General features: G+C 69.6%; 21 protein-coding genes and 2 pseudogenes. 13 read left to right on the forward strand and 10 right to left on the reverse strand.

Annotation, left to right across the window (positions count from 1 at the left end; translation table 11 throughout):
* Window positions 1–257 precede the first annotated feature (257 nt).
* Together ABZS61_RS23410 and ABZS61_RS23415 are read left to right on the forward strand one after the other, a co-directional pair.
* Window positions 258–698 (forward strand): VOC family protein, encoded by a 441-nt coding sequence (locus ABZS61_RS23410; RefSeq protein WP_356424466.1) that lies wholly within the window; start codon window positions 258–260, stop codon window positions 696–698.
* A gap of 444 nt (window positions 699–1,142) precedes the next feature.
* The gene (locus ABZS61_RS23415) at window positions 1,143–1,820 is read left to right on the forward strand and encodes a hypothetical protein (protein WP_356424901.1); all 678 of its coding nucleotides are present in this window, start codon (window positions 1,143–1,145) and stop codon (window positions 1,818–1,820) included.
* 319 nt (window positions 1,821–2,139) lie between these two features.
* On the opposite strand, the gene ABZS61_RS23420 is transcribed toward ABZS61_RS23415, so the two are convergent.
* Complete coding sequence (locus ABZS61_RS23420) at window positions 2,140–2,787, reverse strand: dihydrofolate reductase family protein (protein ID WP_356424469.1); 648 nt, start codon at window positions 2,785–2,787, stop codon at window positions 2,140–2,142.
* Window positions 2,788–3,350: 563 nt separating this feature from the next.
* Here ABZS61_RS23420 and ABZS61_RS23425 point away from each other — a divergent pair.
* The 4 genes and pseudogenes from ABZS61_RS23425 to ABZS61_RS23440 form a co-directional block, all read left to right on the forward strand.
* On the forward strand, window positions 3,351–3,854 hold the full coding sequence (locus tag ABZS61_RS23425) for a hypothetical protein (protein WP_356424472.1): 504 nt from the start codon (window positions 3,351–3,353) through the stop codon (window positions 3,852–3,854).
* Between the two features lie 51 nt (window positions 3,855–3,905).
* Window positions 3,906–4,505 (forward strand): annotated as a pseudogene (locus ABZS61_RS23430) (transposase family protein); the annotation flags it as partial.
* Between the two features lie 32 nt (window positions 4,506–4,537).
* Entirely contained in the window at window positions 4,538–4,831 is a 294-nt protein-coding gene (locus ABZS61_RS23435) for a hypothetical protein (RefSeq protein WP_356424475.1), read from the forward strand.
* A gap of 80 nt (window positions 4,832–4,911) precedes the next feature.
* Window positions 4,912–5,104, forward strand: a pseudogene (locus ABZS61_RS23440) (transposase); the annotation flags it as partial.
* Between the two features lie 177 nt (window positions 5,105–5,281).
* On the opposite strand, the gene ABZS61_RS23445 reads toward ABZS61_RS23440, so the two are convergent.
* The 4 genes from ABZS61_RS23445 to ABZS61_RS23460 all read right to left on the reverse strand — a co-directional run bounded on the left by ABZS61_RS23445 (window position 5,282) and on the right by ABZS61_RS23460 (window position 8,448).
* A complete protein-coding gene (locus ABZS61_RS23445; protein WP_356424478.1) occupies window positions 5,282–5,782 on the reverse strand; it encodes a hypothetical protein in 501 nt (166 codons plus the stop codon).
* 17 nt (window positions 5,783–5,799) lie between these two features.
* A complete protein-coding gene (locus ABZS61_RS23450) occupies window positions 5,800–7,032 on the reverse strand; it encodes an IS256 family transposase (protein WP_356424481.1) in 1,233 nt (410 codons plus the stop codon).
* Window positions 7,033–7,257: 225 nt separating this feature from the next.
* On the reverse strand, window positions 7,258–7,704 hold the full coding sequence (locus ABZS61_RS23455; RefSeq protein WP_356424484.1) for a hypothetical protein: 447 nt from the start codon (window positions 7,702–7,704) through the stop codon (window positions 7,258–7,260).
* Window positions 7,705–8,064: 360 nt separating this feature from the next.
* Window positions 8,065–8,448 (reverse strand): hypothetical protein, encoded by a 384-nt coding sequence (locus ABZS61_RS23460; RefSeq protein WP_356424487.1) that lies wholly within the window; start codon window positions 8,446–8,448, stop codon window positions 8,065–8,067.
* Between the two features lie 1,945 nt (window positions 8,449–10,393).
* Here ABZS61_RS23460 and ABZS61_RS23465 point away from each other — a divergent pair.
* Both ABZS61_RS23465 and ABZS61_RS23470 read left to right on the forward strand, forming a co-directional pair.
* Window positions 10,394–11,038, forward strand: coding sequence for a dihydrofolate reductase family protein (locus tag ABZS61_RS23465; protein ID WP_356424490.1), 645 nt, complete (start codon window positions 10,394–10,396; stop codon window positions 11,036–11,038).
* A gap of 174 nt (window positions 11,039–11,212) precedes the next feature.
* A complete protein-coding gene (locus tag ABZS61_RS23470) occupies window positions 11,213–11,572 on the forward strand; it encodes a hypothetical protein (protein WP_356424493.1) in 360 nt (119 codons plus the stop codon).
* A gap of 287 nt (window positions 11,573–11,859) precedes the next feature.
* Here ABZS61_RS23470 and ABZS61_RS23475 read toward each other — a convergent pair whose 3' ends face one another.
* On the reverse strand, window positions 11,860–12,603 hold the full coding sequence (locus tag ABZS61_RS23475) for an alpha/beta fold hydrolase (RefSeq protein ID WP_356424496.1): 744 nt from the start codon (window positions 12,601–12,603) through the stop codon (window positions 11,860–11,862).
* Window positions 12,604–12,865: 262 nt separating this feature from the next.
* Here ABZS61_RS23475 and ABZS61_RS23480 point away from each other — a divergent pair, with 262 nt between their 5' ends.
* The 5 genes from ABZS61_RS23480 (at window position 12,866) to ABZS61_RS23500 (ending at window position 18,713) form a co-directional block, all read left to right on the forward strand.
* A complete protein-coding gene (locus ABZS61_RS23480; protein WP_356424499.1) occupies window positions 12,866–13,738 on the forward strand; it encodes an oxygenase MpaB family protein in 873 nt (290 codons plus the stop codon).
* Between the two features lie 278 nt (window positions 13,739–14,016).
* Window positions 14,017–15,159 carry a polyprenyl synthetase family protein gene (locus tag ABZS61_RS23485; RefSeq protein ID WP_356424502.1) on the forward strand — a complete coding sequence of 381 codons (1,143 nt, stop codon included), beginning with the start codon at window positions 14,017–14,019 and terminating at the stop codon, window positions 15,157–15,159.
* The gene (crtI, locus tag ABZS61_RS23490) at window positions 15,156–16,727 is read left to right on the forward strand and encodes a phytoene desaturase family protein (protein ID WP_356424505.1); all 1,572 of its coding nucleotides are present in this window, start codon (window positions 15,156–15,158) and stop codon (window positions 16,725–16,727) included. Before ABZS61_RS23485 ends, crtI begins: the two co-directional genes overlap by 4 nt.
* Window positions 16,714–17,709 carry a phytoene/squalene synthase family protein gene (locus tag ABZS61_RS23495; protein ID WP_356424508.1) on the forward strand — a complete coding sequence of 332 codons (996 nt, stop codon included), beginning with the start codon at window positions 16,714–16,716 and terminating at the stop codon, window positions 17,707–17,709. The genes crtI and ABZS61_RS23495 overlap by 14 nt, the downstream gene beginning before the upstream one ends.
* Window positions 17,706–18,713 carry a DUF5914 domain-containing protein gene (locus ABZS61_RS23500; protein WP_356424511.1) on the forward strand — a complete coding sequence of 336 codons (1,008 nt, stop codon included), beginning with the start codon at window positions 17,706–17,708 and terminating at the stop codon, window positions 18,711–18,713. Before ABZS61_RS23495 ends, ABZS61_RS23500 begins: the two co-directional genes overlap by 4 nt.
* Window positions 18,714–18,809: 96 nt before the next feature.
* On the opposite strand, the gene ABZS61_RS23505 is transcribed toward ABZS61_RS23500, so the two are convergent.
* The 4 genes from ABZS61_RS23505 to ABZS61_RS23520 are packed head-to-tail and all read right to left on the reverse strand — an operon-like array spanning window position 18,810 to window position 23,018.
* A complete protein-coding gene (locus ABZS61_RS23505) occupies window positions 18,810–20,363 on the reverse strand; it encodes an NAD(P)/FAD-dependent oxidoreductase (RefSeq protein ID WP_356424513.1) in 1,554 nt (517 codons plus the stop codon).
* Entirely contained in the window at window positions 20,360–21,091 is a 732-nt protein-coding gene (locus tag ABZS61_RS23510; protein ID WP_356424516.1) for a methyltransferase domain-containing protein, read from the reverse strand. Before ABZS61_RS23510 ends, ABZS61_RS23505 begins: the two co-directional genes overlap by 4 nt.
* Window positions 21,088–22,311, reverse strand: coding sequence for a lycopene cyclase family protein (locus ABZS61_RS23515; RefSeq protein WP_356424519.1), 1,224 nt, complete (start codon window positions 22,309–22,311; stop codon window positions 21,088–21,090). Before ABZS61_RS23515 ends, ABZS61_RS23510 begins: the two co-directional genes overlap by 4 nt.
* Window positions 22,308–23,018 (reverse strand): SDR family oxidoreductase, encoded by a 711-nt coding sequence (locus ABZS61_RS23520; protein ID WP_356424522.1) that lies wholly within the window; start codon window positions 23,016–23,018, stop codon window positions 22,308–22,310. The genes ABZS61_RS23515 and ABZS61_RS23520 overlap by 4 nt, the downstream gene beginning before the upstream one ends.
* Window positions 23,019–23,048 lie beyond the last annotated feature (30 nt).

Below are 23,048 nucleotides of genomic sequence, written 5' to 3' on the forward strand. Positions count from 1 at the left end.
GGTCAGTGTCGCCCCCGGCTCGGGGCCGGCGCCGCGCGGCGGGGCCTGGACGGGTACGGCGAGGGCGAGGGCCCGGGGAACGCCACCCGGCAAGGGTGACCCGAGACGGTGGGGCGCAAAGCTCAAGCGCACACGCTGCGCAACGTCGAGGAAGCTTTGAAAGCGGCGTTCTGAGGATGTCGAGAGCGTGCCACCGGCTCCGTCCCAGGGATATCAGCGGCCACCACCGGCCGCACGAGGAAGAAGGAGTTTCCGGCATGGCGATTCAGCGGATGGACAACGTCGGCATCGTCGTCGAGGACATGGATGCCGCCATCGCGTTCTTCGTGGAACTCGGTATGGAGCTGGAGGGCAGGGCGGAGGTCGAGGGCCTCGTCGCCGACCGGTGCACCGGACTCGACGGCGTCCGCTGTGACATCGCGATGGTCCGGACCCCGGACGGCCACAGCCGACTCGAGCTGGCGAAGTACCGCAGCCCCGCGGCGATCAGCGTCGGGCCCCGCAACCAGCCGCACAACATCCTGGGCACGCACCGCGTCATGTTCGCCGTCGACGACATCGAGGACACCGTTGCTCGCCTGCGCCCTCACGGCGCCGAACTCGTAGGCGAGATCGCCCGGTTCGAGGACATCTATCTGCTCTGCTACATCCGCGGCCCGGAGGGCATCATCGTCGGACTGGCCGAGCAACTGCGCTGAGAAGGAGAAATCGAACCATGTAGCCGAACGAGCTCATCGCGGTTCGGAACGGCCGTTCAGCCAGGAGCTCTTGGCCGTGGGCTACGTCCCCCAAGGAGGCAACCTCGCAGCCTTCCGATCGTCTTCACTTGGACCGGGCCGCACATCGTCGCCCTCGAGCCCGTCCCCGATCACGAGGCGCAGCGGGACGTCATCGCGGAGCGGGCGGCGCTGGATCACGCGACCTGGCCCGACGGCGGCTACCGCCAGCACCTCGTCGGGCGCGTCGCCACCCTGGCATCGACGTACACATCGTCCGCCGCGGCCCCGCCTGTCGGCATGCACCCGTACTGCTCAGGACGGTACAACCGAGAGTGCTCAGCCCTCATGACCGAGAGGAGGGTGCTCGGCGTCATCGGGGGCCATACGGACGGGCGATGCGGAACACTTCGCCGGGTGATCGTGATGCAGCCCGTCCTGGAGATGTACGCACCTGATGGCTTCGACCTCTGGCCCGTCGCCGAGGTCGAGTCGTCTGGCTTTCTGCCTCTGAGTGGTGAGCTCTCACCCGCTGAGGTCGGGTCGGCCGTGATGCGCATCGCCAGGTGCAATGACATCGACCCCGACGGCAGTCGCCCGCCTCGTCCGGCCGACGCACTTGGCTCGTTCCTCCACGGATTGCTGACGTTCGACAACCTCTTCGCTGCCGGCGGTCTGCGGGTCGCCGACAACGTCACAGGCGTCACCTTCCTGCCCGGCTGCTGTGACGGACTGGAGGACTGGCGTGACTGGCACCAGTTCATCGACGACGGCAGCCTGCTCGGTTTCGGCCACTCCCCCGTGTCACCTGTTGCGGAGCGGTTCGGTAACACCGTCCGGCTCACTGTCAACGCCGAGCAGAGCGACGGTCCGGTGATCGAGCTGTCCGTCGCCGACCTCCGCAACCTGCTTGCCGATGCCGAGCGCGACCTGGCCGACTTCCTGGTGCTGGCAGCCGATTGGGCCTCCAGGCACCTGCCTGGCCGGTGCGCTCCCGTCACAGGCGCCCTCGCCCGCGTCGTCGGCCTTCCCGCGCCGACCATTCAGCCGGAGACATGGGACGGCGGCGGCCTGGCTTCGCCGGCCAAGAAGGCGCTGCCCTGAATCGTCATGGTGCGACAGGCGCTGAGCCTATTCGCGTGTACCTGCCTGGGCACTTCGACGGCAGCTCGCTTGTGCCACGGTCTGCGGATCGCCCTCCCCCCTACGTAAAGGACGGGGCAAGCGTCGACCGCTGGGCGTTCGACAGCGTGATCATCGAGATCGGCACCGGCCTTGTCGGCTCACCTCCACCCTGGCACGAGCCCGGCTTGAGGAATCCGCCAAGACCGGCCGGCCGAGCATGCGCAGTTGAGCTCGGCGGCCCGCCTCAGGGCGGCCTCGGCAGGTAGAACAGCCGACCGGGGCCGGCCCCGAGGACCGGTCACCTCCGCCAGAACAAGTGGTGCGTCACCCCGCTCGAGCTGGGAACGACCTCCAGGTGGAACCGGTCGAGCAACTCGTCGGGTGACTCCCAGAGCCGCAATCCGGACCCGAGCTTCACCGGCGAGACCGCCACATGCATGGTGTCGACAAGGTCTGCATCGAGGAACTGCCGGATGGTGGTCACCCCGCCGCCGAGCCGGACGTCCTTGCCCCGCGCCGCCTCCCGGGCCTGTTCGAGGACCGTGGCCGGGTCGCCGCTGACGAAGTGGAACGTGGTGTCGGAAAGCGTGATCGAAGGACGCTTGTGGTGGGTCAGGACGAACACCGGGGTCCGGAACGGCGGCTTGTCACCCCACCAGCCCTGCCACTCATGATCCTGCCAGGGCCCGCGCTGGGGGCCGAACTTGTTGCGGCCCATGATCTCGGCACCGATGTTGCGGTCGTAGTCCCGCGTGAGGTAATCATCCAGACCGCGGCTCCCTCCTGGGTCCGTACGCATGGGCCAGCTCGCCGTGGCACCCGCCCAGGCGAATAGCCTCTCGGGCTCGACGCCATTGCCAAACGGCCTTTCGAGGGTCTGGTTCTCTCCCGCGGCGACTCCATCACTTGAGACGCTGAAGTTCTGGACTCTCAGTAACTGATTCACGCGTTCCTCCGGTGATGGGCGATGACGAAAACGAGACTATCCGGGCCGGGAAAATTCATCGCTGATTCCGCAACGGGACAGAACCTGGGCTACCCAGCGTCTCGCCCTGTGAGGTTTGCCCAGACGTCAGCGGTGCGGGGGTGTCCACCCTCGTGGAGTTTCTTACTACCGGCTCCGCCGTTGAGGAGCTCGAAGGAACTGCAACCGACGGCTGGCGGCCCTTGCAGTGATGTCATTTTCCCGGGCTCGGACGCATATTGAGTGAGGCTGACTGAGTGTGTGATGTCTGTGGGTGGGTGGGTTGGTCGGACTCTGCTGTGGACCTACTGGGAGTCCGCCTCATGGGCCGTCCCGGAATCCGGTGCCAGGCCGGGGCGCAACTGCCTCAGGACAGGAGGTGGCGGCTACTGATCTGGTGCTTGCGTTCGACGCCCGCTCCGGGAAGAGTTTCACGGACGCCGTTCGGGGCGATGTCTTGGGAGCAGGGGCGGTTGAGGATGTGTGTGATGGATACGGCGGTCAAAGAGGCTGCCGTCGCCCGATTCCTCCGCGAACATCCGCAGATGGAGCAGTCTGCATGCGACCACCCCGCGCTGCAGGGCTGCGCCGATCTCGACTGGTCACAAATTCCCGGGTGCCCTGCGGGGGTCCCGGCCCTGCTCCGCGGGCTCCTGGACGAGGCAGTCGGCCCTGAGGCCCTGCCCGTGCTGGAGAACCTTCTGATGAACAGCGTCTTCCACATGAGCGCCGTGATGCCGGCCGCCCTGCCCTTCCTGATCCGTCTGGCAGCTGTCCCCGATATCGCCGTGCGGCCAGACCTGGTAGGCCTCCTGGTCGTCGCCGCGGAGCTGTCTTCATCCGTCGACGCCGACGACGAACGCCGGGTGCTGCTGCTCGGGAAGGACTCCGATCACCCGGAACGCGAATGGTGCAGGGCCGCCTTCGCCGCACACGCTTCCGGACTGCGTGCATTGCTGGAAGACGGGACCCTTCCGGCAGGACTGATCAGCGCAGACGACCGCGAATGCCTGCTCAGGGCCCTGGAACGGCAGCGATGTCCTTCCTGACTGCCGGCAGGCCGGCACTGCGGGCAGTGAGGGGATCTTGCAGTGTCCGGTGTGACTACGGGGTCGGAGCCTTGGCGGAGTCCACGCTGTTTTGGCACGTTGGTGACACGCTGCGGCGTGTAGGAGCTGACGCGGGCGCAGAGGCCGGCCGTGGAGCCTGCCGCTGGAGAACCGGGTACTGCTACGGCGTCCTGGCGTACCGACGTGACGCTGCGGCAGCTCGCCCCACTGTTCGGCGTCTCGGCGTCTCGAAGTCCGCGGCCAACCGCATCATCAGCCACCTCGGCCCCCGGCTCGCGCTCAAGCCCTCGCAGACGGTTCCGCGAGGACACCGTGCTCATCTTGGAAGGAACTCTGGTCCCCAGCCGCGACCACACCGTGACCGAGCGGTCGACAACTACCGCTACTCCACCGACCACCATGTCGTTATCGACGCCGTCACCCGACGTGTCGTCCTGATCGGCCGATCGTTGCCCGGCAACCGCAACGACTGCAAAGCTGGGCACTGTCCGAGCCCAGGACGCCGGCCGCACCACTGTCATCGCCGACGGCGGCTTCCGAGGCATCGGCCTGATCATCCCGCTCTCTCGCGAGCGCGGACAGAGCGAACTGCCGACCTGGAGATCTTTACGGGACAAGCATCAGGCCGTATCCGGCGGATCACGAGGCCATAGGTTCTGACCATGATTAACCTCCAGGTCCGAGGCGAGAACGGCACGATCGAGGCCCGTGCGAAGCATGGTGTGGTCTGGGGTTCTGAGCTGGCTTGTCTTGACCAGTCAGTGTTTCCGATGCTGGGACACCTGTTGCCGTACGCGGACACCGTTTTCAACCACCGGCAGGTGTCCACCCTGGTGGAGGAGGTACCACGGCTGCCTGCGGGCGTGCTGACTGATGAGTTCGCGCGCGAGTTGATCGAACTTGGTCAAGTAGTTCTCGACGGACAGGGTCTGTACCTGTGGTTCCTCGGGGACTGAGACCGCAGGGCGGTTCAGCCCCGGAGCCAAAGCCTGGCAGCGGCGGTGGTGACGGGGCCGTGGAACACGTAGGCCCCCTAGCGATCGTGGAACTGTCATTGGTCGTTGAACTCAGACACGGGCATGGCGGCCTCTACGATGCTCTGTCCGCAGGCCGGGTCGATGTGACCTGGCCTGCGGCGAGCTCTGGCCGCAGTGCCGTTACCGAGAGCGGCGGACGGCCGACGCGTGTCGTCCGCCGACCTCACCCGCTGCTTGCGGCCCAGTGCCCACCCAGATTCGTTCTGATGACTGCTGGTGGCGGGCGGCATCCCACGCCGTGAAGGTTTCGGGCGAGGCGTCTTCCTTCGGCTGCAGGGGCGGGGCCTGGACCTGTTCAGGGAACTGCTTGGCCAGTCCCCGGTAGCCGGCATCGACTTTAGCCTTGACCGCGGGGTATCGGAGAAATCGTCAAGACTTGTGGATCGAGTCAGGTCGGTGTTGATCCAACTCGATCAGTCGGCGGCTCGCTGCGTTCCGAACCCGGCGGGTTCGGCCCTGTTCGGCGAGGAGGCTGAGAGCCTCAGGTGAGGTGATAATACGTACGACCGAGGCCGTGCGCTGGAACCAGTCGGATGCGGTGGTGAGTTCCTCGGCGGTCCATGGCTCATCCAGCGCAATTGTTCTGAGCAGGGTCCACTCGCGCAGCCGGCGGGCGAGGAAGGGCCGGTCCCCTATTGCCAGGGACAAGGTTTGGGCCCAAGCGATGAACGCTGGGTCGGTCAGCAGGTGGGCTGCCCGACGTTCAAGGTGGCGGTTGACCGCGGCCTCCACCATCGACACGTCCGGATCATCCAGGACGGTGGCCACGAGGGCGGCCTCGTCCGCCTCGGAGACATCTTCCAGATCCTGCAGGCAACTGAGGTAGCGGAGGTAATCGGGGGGATCCTCGTCGAAGGGCTGGTCGGTCATGCGGCGAGCCCTTCCGGTCACTCCGCGAGCTGGCCACGTTCGAAGCGGGCCCCGGCGCGGACCAGGGCGACCAGGTGTGGTGCGTTCACGGCCCGCCAGCGGGCTTGCGCGGACTCGATGAGCTTGAAGACCATGGCCAGTCTCGCGGCGCGGGAGCCAGCCCCCTTGGTGACCTTGGTGCGGAGCCGGACGGTGGCGAAGGTCGACTCGATCGGGTTGGTGGTGCGCAGATGGATCCAGTGCTCAGCTGGGAAGTCGAAGAACGCCAGCAGCTCGTCCTCATCGTCCGTGATCCGTTTGACAACTTTGGGGTACTTAGCCCCGTATGCCCGCTCGAAGCCGCGGACGGCTTTGGCCGCGTGGTCCTTGTCCTCGGCGTTGTAGATCTCCTGCAGGGCCCGCTTGGCAGCGGGCTGGGCGGACTTCGGAAGAGCGTCGAGCACGTTGGCGGTTTTGTGGACCCAGCACCTCTGATGACGGGTTTCGGGAAACACCTCGTTCAGCGCGTTCCAGAAGCCGAGCGCGCCGTCGCCGACGGCCAGGACCGGAGCCCGGATGCCCCGGCGAGCACAATCCCGCAACAGCCCCGCCCACACCTCGGACGACTCGCGGTATCCGTCGGCCATGGCGATCAGTTCCTTCGTGCCATCGGCGCGCACGCCCATCAGGACCAGCACCGCGGCTTTCGCCTCCTCCAGGCGGATGCGCAGGTGGACACCGTCCGCCCAGACGTAGACGTAGTCCGTGGCGGACAGGTCACGGTCCTGGAACGCGGTGTGGTCGGCCTGCCACTGCACGGTCAGCCGGGTCACCGTCGCGGGCGACAGGCCGGCCGACGAGCCGAGGAACTGCTCCAGCGCGGGCACGAAGTCCCCCGATGACAGTCCGTGGAGGTAGAGCAACGGCAGGACTTCGCTGATCTTCGGGGACTTCCGGCACCACGGCGGCAGAATCGCCGAGGAGAACCGCTTGCGCTCCCCGGTGGCGTCGTCGACGCGCTTGTCGTTCACTCGCGGAGCCCTGACCTCGACCGCCCCGGCGACCGTGGTGACCTTCCGCGGCTGGTGGTAGCCGTTACGCACGGCCAGGCGGCGACCGTCACCATCGCGCTGGTCAGCCAACTCGACTATGTATTCGTTGACTTCCGCTTCCAACGCGGCGGCCAGCATCCGCCGAGCGCCCTCACGGACGATCTCATCGAGCAAGGAGCCGTCTCGCGTGGAGGCGTCGTCATTCACTACGGTGAGCACAGGCGTGCCTTCCCGACCGACGCACCAACGTCGGCCTACTCGATGACCGTCAAGAGGATCATTCGGGAAGGTACGCCCTTCGCGCGTCTCCCCGACACTGATCCACAGGTCTTGAGCATTGCTCGTACTGAAGGCCGGTGAAGACTGGATGGGACAAGGCCCTGCGACCAAGGTATTGCCTCACATCGACATCCAACCCGCACAGCCCCCTTTACGTCACGGCGCTCAGAAGGTGTCGAGCGCTCCCACGGCCACACAGATGTGACCCGGTCCGCCCCCCGATCGTCTCCCGGCGCACCACCAGGAGAGCACCCCCTCCATGTCGCGCGTATGCATGCCCAGGTTGTGTTCGACGCACAGGGGCCACGCCTGCCACAGGCGCTCAGCGACGGTTTCCTGCGCGGCCTCGGCGACGATCGCCAAGGCATGAGCAGAGTCTTCTGCCGTCTTCGGGTACAAATGACTGCCGTGCCACTCGCCGTTGGCCAGGGCAACGTAGACATACTCCGGCTCGCCCGCCTCGTAGGAAGGCTGGGCCAGCAGTTGCAGAGGGCCCTGCTCAGGAAGAGTCACGGCCAAGTCCTGGTTGAGGACCGCGAGAGCCTCGTCCCACAAGGGGTACTCGCCCCGCGGTACCCGACGGACTTCGGGTTGATCGAAGAACGCATGCATAAGGCCCATCCTCCGCTACGGACGCCCGACCCCAATCGCGCACAACGTCGTTAGACGGCGGTGGTTCCTCAACCGGGCGAGGGTCCGCGCGACGACCCAGCGCCGGGGTATGACCTTGAAGCCCTTTTGGCCTGGGTCGCCGCCGGGTGACTTCGACGTCGATGCTCAGGGGGCGCCATGGCCGATGACTTTGGTGCGGTAGCCGGTGTCGGCCCAGGCTTTCGTGACGCAAGGCAGGTCGGGGCGGCAAGTCCCCGCGCCGCCCGGCCGTCACCACGATCGCCAGGGCTTGCTGCTGCTCGACGGATGGGCCCGTACTTCGCGGGTTACCGTTCAGGTCTTGTGACCAGGCCCGACCGGCTACGGGGCTGCCTCGCGCAAAAGGGCAAGGAGAGCGTGTGCCTGTGGGGCGCCCGCGTCGAAATACTGCGTGGTCAGTGCGGGTGGCACGGCAGTTCCATGCATACGGACTTCATGGCAGCTGAAGCAGAACGCCGCCTCGAAAAGCGCCAGGTCGAGAGTGTCCGCGTACGCCCGGACGCTCCAGCCCGGCGAGAAGCCGCAACGGTGCTGCTCGCTGACGGGCAAGCTCTCGATCAAGGCCAGGGCGTCGGCTGCCTCGCTCCCGATCCAGTGGGCGCCCGCCCTGCCGGGATACGGGGCGCCCCGGTTTGTCGGGAGGCCGGAGATCCTTACGACCTCCAGCAACACAGCGGTGGCTACGGCATCGGCGGGGAGCTGCATGTGCGTAGTCTGCCCTCCCTCGCCCAGCACCGGGGCGGTGCACCTGCCGAAAACCGACGCCAGAGCATGGAGGTCGGTGGAGTCCGGCCCATGCCCTGATCCGGTTGTTGCGGGCAGCCCGGCCGCGGCGCTGGAACGGTCGGCGGCCGAACTCGGTGTCGATCTCGCAGTGGTACCCGGCGATCTCGGCCCACTCGTTTTGGCTGGCACCGCCTCATCGGCCCCCTGAGTGCAAGCGGCTGTCCGGTCGCATCGGGGCCGAGCGCCGTTGGTTCGGTGTCAAAGGCTGGAGTCGCGGAGACGAAGTCACTGCCGGCGCCGCCCGACTTGGCGGATGGCGTCAGGGCCGGAGCGGCGTGGGGGCGGGGCAGGGGGATGCGAGAGCTATGGGCGGAGCTTCGTTTCGGCGCTCCAACAGACACGCCGAAGCTCACGAACCCGGGCCGTCCGCGGTGGTGGGACCTCCGTTTGTGCCCTCCTTCAACCCGATCAACTGTTTCCGGTCATGCCTCTGTCGTCTGGCTGATTCCAATGCAATGCTGATCGCGCGGAACCCGGTCATCCCCCCGAGAATCGGGCTCCCGCAACGGCCCCGCCTGCGCGCGCTTCGGCAAAGGCGGGGCCTGCCGCCCCTCCCGGCCTCCCTACGGGAGGGTAGCTGCACGTCGAATTGACCCCAGGCAAGATGCTGTTCACGCCATCGGCGCAGAACGTCGACGTCGCGATAGTCGGTGACACCAAACTGCCGTTCCGAGGCGACTACGGCGTTCAGGCACCCGTACGACCCGCATGGTCTGGGTTGAATGAGTCAGCGGGAACAGACAAGCAGCTTGGATGGCCCGGGGCGCATCACCTCTCCCGACGGGGTAGCGCTGTTGCGTGTTACGCCGGGCTCCAGCTCACTCTCGGTCCGGCACCCGAGTGCGCGTAAGCACCGGCGTCATGCCGTCACCCCGGGCGCAGCACATCGTGCTGGGCCACCGTAGCGAAGTCCCTCGTCGCCCGGCAGAAACCGCCGTGCGTCGCCCTGCGCCAGGTCCCGGCCGGACTCTCACTCCACGTCGTCTCGGGGCAGCGCAAGTTCCCGCTCAGTGGCGAGCACCCGGCTACCCTCCCCTCTGCTCCAAGGCCCGAGGGTCGGCAATGGCCAGCAACGCCCGGCATGCGCCTCAGCGACCCTGCGCACGGTCCTGTCGGCGCAGGTTGATCTCTTCCCACGTGGAGTTGGGCAGTTCAGCGTCGTGTGACCCGTGGGCGGGAATCCGGTCATCGAGGGCGAGGGCCGCGAGCAGGACGAGGCCGTCAGCGGTGGTGGGCTGGCAGGTGTCCTGGTAAAGGATCTCGTTGTAGGAGTCGGACTGCTTTCAGAGCTACCACTGTCGCCGAGCGTCACCGCGCCGGGACCTGGCCGGCCACCCCGCCATACGCCGATCCCGGCAGCGAGGCCCGGGCCCGTAGCACGGTCCAGAGCCGCGCTCCAGATCTACTGACCCGCTGGTCGGCCGAAAGCCCTGCGGTTCGCCTCGCCCTCACCGGCCTCGCCGTCGTCTTCCCGACGGACCGCACCCTGCCCGCCCTGACACCGCGCCTGCAGACCTTCGCGCTCACCGACGCCTACTGGAGAAGAACCGCGCGTGGAGCGCCGACGCGTCCACGAGCCCTCTGCCTCCTCGGCCAGATGCTGACCAACGTCGGAGCCGAAATCACCCAGCCAAGCGCGGGCAGTGACGCCCCACGGGCACGACAAGCGACGCACCGCTCATCGCTCACGCTGCCATGTCTCGTGAACATTCACGGGCCTCAAGATCCGCGACTGCTGCCCGAACCAGCGGACGAACGCTGCCCACGACCCGTGGATGGAGCCGGGTTCCGTCGCGGCGATGAGTCTGTGGGCATCCGCGGGTCTATCTCTTGGGGGAGACAATCGATTCATCGGGAGTAAGTCATGGGCTCCATCCACATCGAATTGTTCGCGACCCTCGACCTCGTCGGGCAGGCGCCCGGCGGCCCCGACGAGGACCCGGTGGGGTTCCCGTTCGGTGGCTGGCAGGCGCCCCTGCTGGACGAGGTCGCCGGGGCACAGGTCGGTGCCGCGTACGAGGGCACGGACGCCCTCCTGCTCGGCTGGCGGACGTACGAGATCTTCGCCGCCTACTGGCCTCACCAGGAGGGCGGCGAGGACAACGAGATCGCCGCACTCTTCAACAGCGTCCCGAAGTACGTGGCCTCTCGCGGCAGGCCCGACCTCTCGTGGGCCGGGTCCACGCAGCTCGGCCCGGACCTCGCCGACTCCGTGCGCGAGATCCGTGACCGGCACGAGCACGTGAAAGTCGTCGGAAGCCTCAACCTCGTGCAGAGCCTCCTGCGCGAGAAGCTCTTCGACCGTCTCGACCTCTGGCTGCATCCGATCGTGCTCGGCGTCGGGAAGAAGGTGTTCGAGGACGGCGCGGTGCCCACCAACGTCACGCTCCTCGCACCTCCGGTGGCCGGCCCGAAGGGCACCGTGTACCTGCGCTACGGGCTCGCCGACGGCACTCCCGCGACGGGGGACATGAGCGCACCCGATCGCGGTGCCGGAAGCGACGGCTGACGCCGGTCCGCGCTCAGCAGGTTTCCGATGCGAAAAGAGCACCTGGGTGCCGGGCGTGGTCCCGTGGGTTCTTCACCTGGCCGGCCGGCTCGAGCGCTTGCATCCAGTACCTGGGTACGGGTCTACCGTCGGAGGTGTTACCGGCCGCGGAACGCGATGACGGGAGCGAGTGCGATGAGCGATTCGGCGTGGGTGCCGCAGTCATGCACGCTGCCTACTGAGGAGCGGCCTCTGCGGGTCGCGGAATGGGATGCGCTGTTCTCCGAAAGGCTGGCCCTGATGACAAGGACCGGGCCGCTGCGTTTGCGCCTGGACATGATTGGGGGTCCGGGTGTCGAGGAGCAGGTGCGGGACCTCGTGCAGCGGGAAAGCGGATGCTGCTCGTTCTTCGCCTTCACTCTCACCCCCGGCAAGGACCTGATCGGTCTGGACATCTCGGTGGACCCGGTGCACGAGGCGGTTCTGGGCCCTCGCCGCGCGGGCCGCTTCCTCCGAGGGCTCGCGGTGAGTACGGGCTGCGCATCGGGCCGGTAGCCGAGGTGGCCGGCGCATGCAGAGGCTGCGAGGAAGTCACGGAGCTGTTGGAGTCCGGCAAGTTGCCGGCACGGCCACCCGGTCGCAGGGCTGCAGGAGCGTGCTGCGGCCGAGGTCGCCTCGAAGATCGCCGTTCTGGCCACCGTCCGTACCGCCCTGGTCACGGCCGTCGAGGCAGGCTGCGACGACCTGACCGTCTGCGGCCGGAGCCCGTGCTGTCCTCGGCAACGCGCTGTGTCCCCGGTACCTGGGTGCCGCGGGACAGGGGGGTACGCCCGCGCGGTGGGTCAGGAGGCGACGAAGCGCGCGATCTGGCCCAGTACGACCGTGTCCGCCAGGAACCCGATGTGGGTCTGGCAGACCACGTTGTTGTTCGTCGCGCCGCTCAGCCGCGTGCTGGTGTACGGGAGGATGATGCCGTCGCACGCGGAGTACCAGCTCGCGTACCTGGTGTCACCCGGCGTCTCGTCGCCCGCGGTGATCTGGGAGATGAACGAGGATCCCGGGTACATCTGCTGGCAGGTCGGGTAGATCAGGCAAGCGCCGGCGTATGTGGTCCCGTGGTTCGCGCCCGCGATCGAGGCGAGGTGGCTGACGCTGGCGTTGCCGCCCAGCACCTTCAGGTAGTACTGGCTGACGAGGCCGCCCATCGAGTGATTGACGATCGCGACCTTGCTCGCGCCGGTCCGGGACTTCACGTTGTTGACGAAGGAGGCCAGGCCCTGGGCGTTGCTGATGTTGTTTCCGTAGGAGTTGTACTCGTAGGCGAAGAGCTTGGAGCTGGACCAGCCGTTGAGCTGGAAGACGCTCATGGCGGTGGCCCAGTTGGAAGCGCTGCCGGTGTACCCATGCACGAAGACGACCGGGGTGCCGGTCGAGAGCGGCTGAGCGGCGGTGGCAGCGGCCCGTGATGCCGCAGGGGCGGTCGCTGTCTGGGCCGCGCCTGCCGTCGACGCCGAGGAGAGCACGGTGAACGCGACCATGGCGGACGCGAGGACGCCGAGAAGCCGGCGGGGTGAACGACGACGCATGGAGCACTCCTGTTGGGGATGCGGGGATAGGGTGCCTGACCCGACAAGAGTCGGGGTGCGCGGCACTGGCGCCATCGGCGAATTCACCGGTGTTCGCCGATGATCACGGTCCGCATGCCTGGTGGGGTTGCGCGGCTGCGTGGACTGCTCCTGAGGCGTACGACCTGCCCGGTTGTGCTGCCGCGATGTCGCTCTCCGGCCCGGCCCGCCGGGGCAGCCCTCGCTTCTCCCGCCCCGGCGTCCGTGAGCGCATACTGGCCTCATGGACGCGTCCACGGGCGGCGTACCCGGCCTGCGGGAGCGGCTGGGCAGCGCTGTCTTCGCCCGGGTCGCCGGTCCCGCAGGGCCGGAGAACCGCGCCCGCATACACGGGACACCCGGCCCACGCTGGTTCGGTCCCCACCGGCCGATTCGCATCGTCCACGGCGATGCGTCCATGTTCATCGGTGGACTCCGGGCACTCCTGCTCCAGTCACTGCACCCGTTGGCGATGGCTGCTGTGGAGGCCCACTCCGGTTACCGCGGCGATCCCTGGGGACGGCTCCAGCGCACCAGTACCTTTCTCGCCGTCACCACGTACGGGACAGCGGAACACGCACAGCAGGCGGTCGACCGGGTGCGGGCCATTCATGGCCAGGTGCACGGAACGGCTCCGTCCGGAGAGCCTTACGACGCCGCCGACCCGCATCTCCTCGGCTGGGTGCACGTGGCTGAGGTCGACAGCTTCCTGCTCGCCCACCGGCGCTACGGGGCCGAACCGCTCGATACCGCCGGATACGACGGCTACGTCGCCGACACGGCACGAGTGGCGAAAGCACTCGGCGTCACCGATCCTCCGCGCAATCGGAAGGAACTCGTCGCCCGCCTCGCCGCCTACCGTGGGGAACTGCGCCCGACAGAGGAGGCACGCGAGGCAGCACGCTTCATTCTGCTGCACCCGCCCCTGCCCTGGGTCGCCCGCGTGCCCTACGCCGTTCTCGCCGCGAACGCCGTCGCTGCCCTCCCCCCGTGGGCGCGTGCCTCGCTGGACCTACCTCGGCTGCCCCGCATGGCCGAAGCCGGTGTGACCCCGACCGGGCGCGCACTGACCGCCGCGATCCGCTGGGCCATGGCTCCACCACGCCGTCCGTCGTGATCGGTCAGCAGTACCCGAGCTGTCCCTGCCCGGTTGAGCGTGGCACGACCACTGGCGCCTGACCGAGGCCGTCAGTACCACCGCACGCCTGTGCCCGGACCCCGGCGTCCCGGAGGTCGCACGAGGTGTCGCACCGCCATGACACCCGTTCGATGGGGCCGGTCGGGTGAGCATCAACCGGACATCCCGTCAAACGGGGCAGGCATCAGCGCATCCGCACAAAGGCACTCGCCAGAAGAACTGGCGTGCAGGTGACCGAGAGTGAGTAGGGGTTGTGCATGCTGGGACTACGGCCCACCGCGGCCGAACCGATCGGTCCCGTCGACGGTCCGCTGACAGCCCTCGACGCCATCCAGGCGCTCGAGACGGAGCTTGAGCACGTCCTCGACGAAAGTCTGCGCCGGGCCCGCGAGGTGGATCCGGTGTTCGCCCGTGACGTCGCCGACCGCGTCGCAGCGTTCGTCCGGCACGGCGGAAAGCGGCTGCGTACGGCGTTCGCGTGGTGCGGGTGGCGGGCGGCGGGCGGCTCGGGTGACGCCTCGGCGGTACTGCGCACGGGCGCCGCCCTCGAATTGGTCCAGGCATGCGCTCTCGTACACGACGACGTGATGGACGGATCACCGCTGCGCCGAGGCGCTCCGGCGATGCACGTCGATCTCGCCCGTCTGCACCTGGAGGCGCGTATGACGGGCACGCCCGAAGCGTTCGCGACCGCCGCGGCCGTGCTCGCCGGCGATCTGGCGTTGGTCTGGGCCGACGACCTGCTGACGGAGACCGCGCTCGGCTCGCCGCACGGCCCTCGGCTGTACCGCGAGTGGCGCGCGATGCGCGCCGAGATGGTCGCCGGACAGTACCGGGACATCCACGCGCAGGCGGCCGGGTCGTGCGGTCTCGACGAGGCGGTGACCATCGCCACGCTCAAGAGCGCCCTGTACACGGTCGAACGCCCCCTGGCGCTCGGCGCGTCGCTGGCCGACGCCGACGAGCACACCGTGGACGCGCTGCGCTCGGCCGGACGGTGCGCGGGGCTGGCCTTCCAACTCCGCGACGACCTCCTCGGGGCTTTCGGCGACCCGGCGCTGACGGGCAAGCCGGCCGGCGACGACCTGCGGACGCACAAGCTGACCTACCTGCTCGCCATGGGCCTCAGGCTCGCCGAGGCCTCCGGCGACGAGGAGGCTGCCGACGTGCTCGCCATCCGAGCGGTCTCACGGTCGGACGCCACCGTGGAGCGGATGCGGGACGCGCTGGAGCGGAACGGGGCCCAGGCCGTCGTCGAGTCCAGGATCGCGGAGCTGGCGGCCACGAGCCTGCGGCACTTCACGACAACCGGCGCGGACCTGGCAGTACGGCGGGAGTTCACGGCGCTGGTCGAACGGGCCTCGGGTGTCACCCTGGACGACGCCGGGGAGGCGGCGTGAGGACCGTACCGGGTCCGACGGACCATGTCGTCGTCGTGGGCGCCGGGCTTTCCGGTCTCGCCTGTGCCCTCCACCTGCTGGGCGCCGGCCGACGAGTGACGGTGGTCGAACGGGACGGCGGCCCGGGCGGCCGGGCGGGCCGCGTTCGTCTCGGTGGCTACGAAGTGGACACCGGCCCCACGGTGCTGACCATGCCTCACCTTGCGGACGAGGCATTCGCCGCCGTCGGCGACAGCCTCGCGGGCCACGTCGAGCTGGTGGCTCTGCACCCGGCCTACCGGGCGTGCTTCGCGGACGGCACGTCGCTCGACGTCCACACCGACGGCGAGGCGATGGAGGAGGAGGTCCGGCGATTCGCCGGACCGTCCGAAGCGGCCGGCTACCGCGGACTTCGGGAGTGGCTGGAGCGGCTCTACCGGGTCCAGATGCGACGTTTCATCGACACGAACTTCGACTCGCCCTTTCAGCTCCTGCACCCGGACCTGGCCCGTCTGGCGGCGCTGGGGGGCTTCGGACGGCTGGACAGACGCATCGGGCGTTTCCTCTCCGACGCCCGCCTGCGTCGAGTGTTCTCCTTCCAGTCCCTGTACGCCGGAGTCGCTCCGGCCAAGGCACTCGCGGCCTATGCGGTGATCGCCTACATGGACACCGTGGCCGGCGTCTGGTTCCCCAAGGGCGGTATGCACGCGCTGCCCCGCGGCATGGCGAACGCGGCGGCCGACGCGGGTGCGGACTTCCGCTGGTCGGCAGAGGCGACCGAACTGGAGCGCTCGGCCGGCCGGGTGCGTGCCGTACGTCTGGCGTCGGGCGAACGGATCGCCTGCGACGCGGTGGTGTTGACCTGTGAGTTGCCCACCGCCCACGGTCTGGTGGGGCGCGCCCCTCGACGCCCTGTGCGGCTGCGCCACTCACCGTCCGCCGTGGTCCTGCACGCGGGAACCGACCGTACCTGGCCCGGCCTCGCCCACCACACCCTCTCGTTCGGCGGGGCCTGGGAGCGCACCTTCGAAGAACTGACCCGTTCGGGGCAGCTGATGAGCGACCCGTCCCTGCTGATCACTCGGCCGACGGCGCACGACCCATCCTTGGCACCGCAGGGAAGGCACCTCCACTACGTGTTGGCGCCCTGCCCCAACACCGACGTCGGCCCCTCCCCCGCGGCCTGGCGGGACCTGGGACCGCGCTACCGCGACCACCTCGTCGCCGAACTGGAGCGGCGTGGCCTGAACGGCTTCGCGGACAGCATCCAGGAGGAACTGCTGGTGACGCCGCTGGACTGGGCTGCGCAAGGGCATACGGCGGGCAGCCCGTTCTCCGTCTCCCACACCTTCGCCCAGACCGGCCCGTTCCGCCCGCGCAATCTCGTGCGCGGCCTCGAGAACGTCGTGTTGAGCGGCTGCGGTACAACCCCCGGCGTCGGCGTGCCGACCGTTCTCCTCAGCGGCAAACTCGCCGCCGCGCGCGTCACCGGCGGCGTCCGCAGCGGCCCCCTCCGTACCCGACCGGCACCGCGGGTCACGCGCGTGGCGGCGGCCCCGACCGAGGAGGACGCCCATGACCCGTCGTGAACTGGACGCCGCCGGGATCACCGACCCCGCCCTGCGCGCCGCCTACACCCGATGCAGGCGGCTCAACGCCTGCCACGGCAGGACCTACTTCCTGGCTACCCGCCTGCTCCCGGTGGAACGCCGCTCCGCGGTGCACGCGCTGTACGGGTTCGCCCGCTGGGCGGACGACATCGTGGACGACCTCGACCGGTCCCGGACGCCTGAGGAGCGGGACCAGCAGCTGCGACGCCTGGAGGGCGACCTCGCACACGGGCTGCTCACCGGCGCCGGGAACGAGCCCGTGGTCCGGGCCGTGGCGGACTCCGCCGACCGTTACGGCATCGACCACACGCTGTTCGTCGACTTCCTCGCTTCGATGCGCAGCGACCTGCACGTCACGGACTATCCGACCTACGCCGATCTGAGGTACTACATGCACGGATCGGCCGCGGTGATCGGACTGCAGATGCTGCCCGTACTCGGCACGGTCGCCCCGCGCGAGGAGGCCGAGCCGCACGCCGCGGCCCTCGGCGTCGCCTTTCAGCTGACCAACTTCCTGCGCGACGTCGGCGAAGACCTGGACCGGGGCCGGGTGTACCTGCCGGTGGACCTGCTCGCCGCCCACGGCGTGGACCGGCGGCTGCTGGAGTGGAGCCGCCGCACGGGTCGCGGCGACCCGCGGATCCGTGCGGCGCTCATCGCCGCCGAGGCCATGACCAGGGACGTGTACCGGTCGGCGGAACCGGGCATCGCCATGCTCGACCCGCGGGTTCGCCCCTGCATCCGTACCGCGTTCACGCTGTACAGCGGCATCCTCGACGCGATCGCGGACCAGGGGTACACGGTGCTGCACCGCCGTGCGGTGGTGTCGCGCGGGCGCCGTGCGGTCACGGCCGCCGTGGGGGTCGTACACATCGCGGGGGCTCGGTGGCGCGCCCGCACCGCGCAACGGGCGCTCAGGGCGGGTGGCACGGCACTGCAGATGAAGGGACCCGTGCAGTGAGCGACCGAGCGGACCGGACCGGTTGGACACCGCCTCTGCGGCGACGCCGCCGCGCGGGCTGGGCGACACAGACACCGACGTGGCGTCAGGCACGCCCGGCGCTCATCGCCGACGCGCTCGAGCGGGCTTCTGCCCGTCCCTCCGGAAACTGGTTCGTCGTCGGGGCCTCCCGGGACGTGCGCACCGGTGGCCGCCCGTGCGGCAGGACGGTGGGCGGTGTCGAGGTCGTGCTGTGGCGGTCCGACACGGGTGAGCTGCACGCGGGGCCGGGCGCCTGTCCGCACCTCGGTGCCCCTCTGCGTGACAGCCGGGTGGTGTGCGGCACTCTGGTGTGCCACTGGCACGGACTGGCCCTGGACGGTCGGCCGTTCGCCGGCTGGGATCCGTACCCGGTCCATGACGACGGGGTTCTGGTGTGGGTCCGGCTGGACGCTGTCGGGGGCGAGGAGCCCTCGGATCGTCCCGTGGTGCCGGTCCGGCCTGCGGCGGGCAGCGGGTTGGATGCCGTGTTCACGGTGGTGGGGCGGTGCGAACCGCAGGACGTGGTCGCCAACCGGCTCGACCCGTGGCACGGTTCGTGGTTCCATCCGTACTCGTTCGTCGACCTGACAGTGGACAGGGAACCGCAGGGCGGGGATGACGACGCCTTCGTCGTCGGCGTCTCCTTCCGAGTGACGAAAAGTCTGGTGGTCCCTGTCCGTGCGGAGTTCACGGCACCCGATCCGCGCACGGTCGTCATGCGCATCACCGGGGGTGAGGGTGCCACGTCCGTGGTGGAGACCCATGCCACGCCGCTGTCCCGCACGGCGGACGCGCGGCCGCGAACAGCCGTGATCGAGGCGGTCGTCGCCGCCTCGGACCGGCGGGGTTTCGCACTGGCACGGGCTGCCGCACCGGCGCTGCGCCCACTGATGCGCCGTACGGCGGGCCGACTGTGGCGCGACGACCTGGCCTACGCGGAGCGGCGCTGGAGTCTGCGCAGCAGCGGACGGTTCCCGGGGTGACCGCGGCTGAGGGTACGCCTGGGCGTCACCGACTTCGGCTTGCAGGCGTGGTGTTGTGTACGCGCGCCCGGCCTGCGCCGGGACGCCTCGTGCACGTCAGCGTGTCCCGACGGTGCCGAGGGCTCGCAGCAGAGGTGAACGGCCCGTCCGGGGTACCGTCCACAGTGTCTGCCCCCGGACGCCCCAGCCTGCGAGCAGGACGCCGGCTGCCAGGAATCCGGTGGTGGCGGCGCGTTCCATCAGAGCCACGGGCAGGTCGCAGCGGATCGCGTCACCGGCCAGCGTCACCTGGGGATGGGGCGTCGACACGGTGGGCCGCCGGGAGTACGAGCCGACCGTGAAGAGGGGGCAGTCGGAGTTCCATTCGTGCCGTGCGTCCACGATCCGCGCTTGCCGTGTCTCGGGGTAGACCTGGTGCAGGCTGTCGACAAGGCGGTTCTGCACCGTCTCCGGTTCGGCTCCGGCGGCGACCGCGTAGGCGTGCAGCTCCACCACCGAGCCGCCGGTGCGCGCGGCCCAGCGGGCGGCCTCGCCCTCGTAGCGTTCCAGGACACTGATGTTGTCGAGGCCGTCGTATCCGCTGGTGCCGAGGAACCCGGCGCGGTCGCAGCGGACCGGCCGGTCGAGCCAGAGGCGGGAGACGAGGTAGGCAGGGGCGGTGCGCAGGGCGGCGATGTCGTCGCGCCACAGGGGGGTGCCCAGGCCGGGTGACGCCGCGACGACCCCGCGCAGTGCCCCGGGGTCGAGGGCGAGAACCACCGCGTCGTACCTTTCCAGCGCGGCGTCGGTCCGCACGTCCACTCCCCCGCCGTCGCACGGGTTGACGCCGCGCACCGGTGTGCCGGTGCGCACATCCGTCCCGTGACGCTGGAGGTAGTCGCCGAGCGGCTCCCACAGGGCCTGGGGGAAGGGCTCGTTCGGCACATCGAACAGCAGGCCCTCGGAGGAGCCGAGAAAGTAGATGTGGAACATCAGCAGCAGTTCCGCTGCGGACAGTTCACGTGGATCGGCGAAGAAGCTGCGTGAGAACACCTCGAATGCGAGGTGGTGCGCGGCTTCGGGAAACCGGACGCGTTCCAGAAAGCCGGTCGCGCTGGCCGAGTCGAAGCGTTCGTAGACCTCGGGCACGCGGACGTCGAGGAGTGGCAGCGCCGCCCGGGCGTCCATGGCGGCGAGATCGCGCCAGCCGAAGGTGGGGCTCAGGGCGACGAACCCGAGCGCACTGAGCGGGGGCGTACGGGGGATGCGGGCGAAGCTGTCGATCAGCCCGCTGCTGTGTCGCAGCGGGTAGTCCGGCAGCGGACGGAGACGGTCGAGTCCGGGGTCGGTCCGCCGCAACAATCCACGCAGGTTGTAGTACTGCCGGAAGAAGGCGTGGAAGCCGCGGCTCATGGTCGCCTCGGAACCGTCTGCGAGGCTGGTGCGCCAGCCCGCGAGACGGCCACCGAGCCTCTCCTCCCGTTCGTAGAGGGTGACTCGGGCGCCTCGTTCGGCGAGCAGGGTGGCTGCGGCGAGACCTGCGATGCCGCCACCGATCACGGCGACGCCGGGAGCATCCGCACGTGCGAAGCCGTCCCGGCCCGGGACGGGCAGGAGCATCTCGGCCTTGCGGTCCCGGCCTCTCCGGGCAGCACGCGGCAGGGCGCTCATCGGGCGTACTCCGCTGTCGCGAGGGCACCGTTGCGGGCGAGGAAGGTGTGCACGATGCCGGTCTGCCATCCAGCGACAGGGGCGGCGCGCACGCCCGTGAATCCTGCGGCCGTGAGACGGGCGGTGAAGGCAGGGGCGGTGTCGAAGTCGAGAACGCTTCGCCACAGGTGCTGGTAGAGGGTGCGGTCGCCGCTGAGCGTGCCCACGGGAATGATCACCCCTTGGCACACGGTCGTCCACAGGGCACGGTGGGCGGCCGAGCCGCTGAGGCTGTATTCGTGAACGGCGAGCCGGCCGCCCGGTCGCAGCAGGGACCGGACGGCTGTCAGGACGCCGTCCGGGTCGGAGACGTTGCGGAACAGGTAGGCGGCGAACACCGCGTCGTAGGTCCGCTCTCCGTTCGTGGCCACTTCTTCGGCTGTCCGGTGCTCGAAGTGCACCCGGGCCGGCCACGGCTTGGCCATGGCGCGCCCCAGCATCCCCGACGAGGCGTCAACGGCCGTGATCCGGGCGCGGGGCGCGGCCCGCATGAGGGCCCGGGTGGAGGCGCCCGTGCCGCAGCCGAGGTCGAGGACGTGCAGACCTGCCCCGGCGCGGGGCAGGCGGAGACGTCGGGCGGAGCGCAGGAGATCGGTGCGGTAACCGGGGTTGAGGGCCGTGAGGAGGTCGTAGGTGTGCGACGCGTGGTCGAAGGCGCGTGCCAGGTCGTGGTCCCGCAGCAGGGTCATCGGCGGTTGCCTCCGGATCGGGGGGCGGGGTGGGAACGGCGGGGCAGGAAAGGCAGTTCGACGGCGGTTCGGAGCATGGGGCCGATGGGGGTGCGCAAGCCGATGCCCCATTCCTCCCAGGGCGAGGTGGCACCGTCGAGGAAACGCAGCAGCCGTTCCGGCGGGATGCGGCGGAACAGGCCGGTGAAGAAGTCGGGACCGTCGATCCGCCCGGTGTCCAGCGCCCGCAGCAGTACGGCGTCCATGGCCAGGGCCCGCCGTCCGTGGGGCGGCGGCACGATGGCTCGTCCGTCGCGGAGGGCGGCGGCGACGGCGCGGCTCTGCCGCTGGACGGCGGCGAAGGTGTAGCCGGTCGCCGGGCGGGTGGCGCCGCCCGCGGTCCCGATCCGGTGGACGGCGGGGCCGATCCGGCGGGCGAATCGCCCGTCCGTCATGGGGATGACGCCCTGCTCCGCCGATACCACGGTGAACACACCGAGTTCCAGGATGTCGCGGCTGTAGTGGGCCAGCGCCGTCTCGTACGCGGATGTGGTCAGCGGAGCCCGGGAGAACTCGGTGTACTCGACGAGCGCCCGGTCCGGCGCCAGGGGCAGGACGTAGCCGAAGGCGAGCCCGTGGGCGGGCTGGGGCACGCGGAAGTCCATCAGGTCGGCGACCGTGGGATCGAACCGGTCCGCGTCCGTGTGCACGAGCCATCCGCGGAAGTGCTGCATCAGTTGGGTGCGTGCCGGTGGCAGGTCGCGCCGCGGGCGGGAGTCGAACACGTGGCGGGCGCGGAGTGTGAGCGTCCGGCCGTCCGCGCCCGTGCAGCGGACTTCCGCCCCGTCGACCGTGTTGCGTACCGTGTCGGCCGTCGCGCGCAGGAGGCGTCCTCCGGGGGACAGGGCCAGCCGGGAGTGAACGAGGCGCTCGAACGCCGTGGACCGGAGCATGTGGTAGCGCAGCGGGGACGGGTCGGCGGTGACCTGGCTGCCGTCGGTGGCGTGGATCCGCAGCCGGGACCAGGAGGCGGTGATCGCTTCGTCGAAGTCGCCGGTCCCCTGGTCCCAGTAGCACCAGGTCCGCTCGGGCGGTCGTCGTGGACCGTCAGGTGCTTCCACGAGGGTCATGGTGGGGGAACCTACCGCCGTCAGGCGATGCGCGAGGCTGAGCCCGGACGCGCCGCCGCCGACGATGACCACGTCGGACGTCTCGTCGGGGGCGTCGAAACGTCCGCTCATCGGGCACGCCGTTCGACGACGAAGGTTCCGTCCGGGGTCGTCCGCAACAACTCGGCCTCCGCCTCCATCGCATCGGCGACCGCACCGACGACCTGGTGCGGGTCGCCTCCCGTCGGCATGGCCGGGGCGGTGCCCGCGACCGCCCGGTCGGCGAAGCCGGTGTCAAGGTGTCCGGGCCGGATCTCCAGGACACGGATGCCGGCGGTCCGTGCCTCACGGCGCGCGGCGCCGAGCCAGGCCCTCAATGCGGCCTTGGAGGCGCTGTAGTCGGCCATCCCCGGCTGCGGGCGTTCCGCGACCACGCCGGTGAAGGCGGCGATGACCGATCCGGGAGGCAGGATGCCGAGCGCGGCGCGGAAGAACGCGGCGGGCGCGAGGACATTGACGGCCATCAGGTACTCCGCGACCTCGTCACCGACCTCCGACGCCGGGCCGAAGGCCACCGACCCGAAGACCGTCACCACCGCGTCCAGTCCACCCAGGCCGGCCGCCGCGTCGTGTACGGCTCGGGCGCAGGACGAGGGATCGTACGCGTCGAACAGGACCGTCGGAGCGCCCGGATACGCGGTGGCGGCCCGGGCGAGGCGGGCCGGGTCGCGGCCTGCGAGCGCCGGGCGTGCTCCCCGCCCGGCCAGCTCGGTGGTGAGGGCGCCACCGAGGACACCGGTAGCGCCGGCCACCAGCACGTGCGCGCCGTCAAGGTTCACGTCCGACTCCCGTTCGTTGGGCGAGGTGGG

Source organism: Streptomyces sp. NPDC005566 (genome assembly GCF_040605575.1).
Taxonomy (GTDB): domain Bacteria; phylum Actinomycetota; class Actinomycetes; order Streptomycetales; family Streptomycetaceae; genus Streptomyces.

What these genes read in the sequence shown, in the direction of transcription:
- ABZS61_RS23480 (WP_356424499.1), top strand. Translation starts at nt 12,866, where the DNA reads ATGGACGCGTCCACGGGCGGCGTACCCGGCCTGCGGGAGCGGCTGGGC.
- ABZS61_RS23485 (WP_356424502.1), top strand. Translation starts at nt 14,017, where the DNA reads ATGCTGGGACTACGGCCCACCGCGGCCGAACCGATCGGTCCCGTCGAC.
- ABZS61_RS23410 (WP_356424466.1), top strand. Translation starts at nt 258, where the DNA reads ATGGCGATTCAGCGGATGGACAACGTCGGCATCGTCGTCGAGGACATG.
- ABZS61_RS23465 (WP_356424490.1), top strand. Translation starts at nt 10,394, where the DNA reads ATGGGCTCCATCCACATCGAATTGTTCGCGACCCTCGACCTCGTCGGG.
- ABZS61_RS23470 (WP_356424493.1), top strand. Translation starts at nt 11,213, where the DNA reads ATGAGCGATTCGGCGTGGGTGCCGCAGTCATGCACGCTGCCTACTGAG.
- ABZS61_RS23495 (WP_356424508.1), top strand. Translation starts at nt 16,714, where the DNA reads ATGACCCGTCGTGAACTGGACGCCGCCGGGATCACCGACCCCGCCCTG.
- ABZS61_RS23515 (WP_356424519.1), bottom strand. Translation starts at nt 22,311, where the DNA reads ATGAGCGGACGTTTCGACGCCCCCGACGAGACGTCCGACGTGGTCATC.
- ABZS61_RS23435 (WP_356424475.1), top strand. Translation starts at nt 4,538, where the DNA reads ATGATTAACCTCCAGGTCCGAGGCGAGAACGGCACGATCGAGGCCCGT.
- ABZS61_RS23510 (WP_356424516.1), bottom strand. Translation starts at nt 21,091, where the DNA reads ATGACCCTGCTGCGGGACCACGACCTGGCACGCGCCTTCGACCACGCG.
- ABZS61_RS23455 (WP_356424484.1), bottom strand. Translation starts at nt 7,704, where the DNA reads ATGCATGCGTTCTTCGATCAACCCGAAGTCCGTCGGGTACCGCGGGGC.
- ABZS61_RS23425 (WP_356424472.1), top strand. Translation starts at nt 3,351, where the DNA reads ATGGAGCAGTCTGCATGCGACCACCCCGCGCTGCAGGGCTGCGCCGAT.
- ABZS61_RS23505 (WP_356424513.1), bottom strand. Translation starts at nt 20,363, where the DNA reads ATGAGCGCCCTGCCGCGTGCTGCCCGGAGAGGCCGGGACCGCAAGGCC.
- ABZS61_RS23475 (WP_356424496.1), bottom strand. Translation starts at nt 12,603, where the DNA reads ATGCGTCGTCGTTCACCCCGCCGGCTTCTCGGCGTCCTCGCGTCCGCC.
- ABZS61_RS23460 (WP_356424487.1), bottom strand. Translation starts at nt 8,448, where the DNA reads ATGCAGCTCCCCGCCGATGCCGTAGCCACCGCTGTGTTGCTGGAGGTC.
- ABZS61_RS23415 (WP_356424901.1), top strand. Translation starts at nt 1,143, where the DNA reads ATGCAGCCCGTCCTGGAGATGTACGCACCTGATGGCTTCGACCTCTGG.
- ABZS61_RS23445 (WP_356424478.1), bottom strand. Translation starts at nt 5,782, where the DNA reads ATGACCGACCAGCCCTTCGACGAGGATCCCCCCGATTACCTCCGCTAC.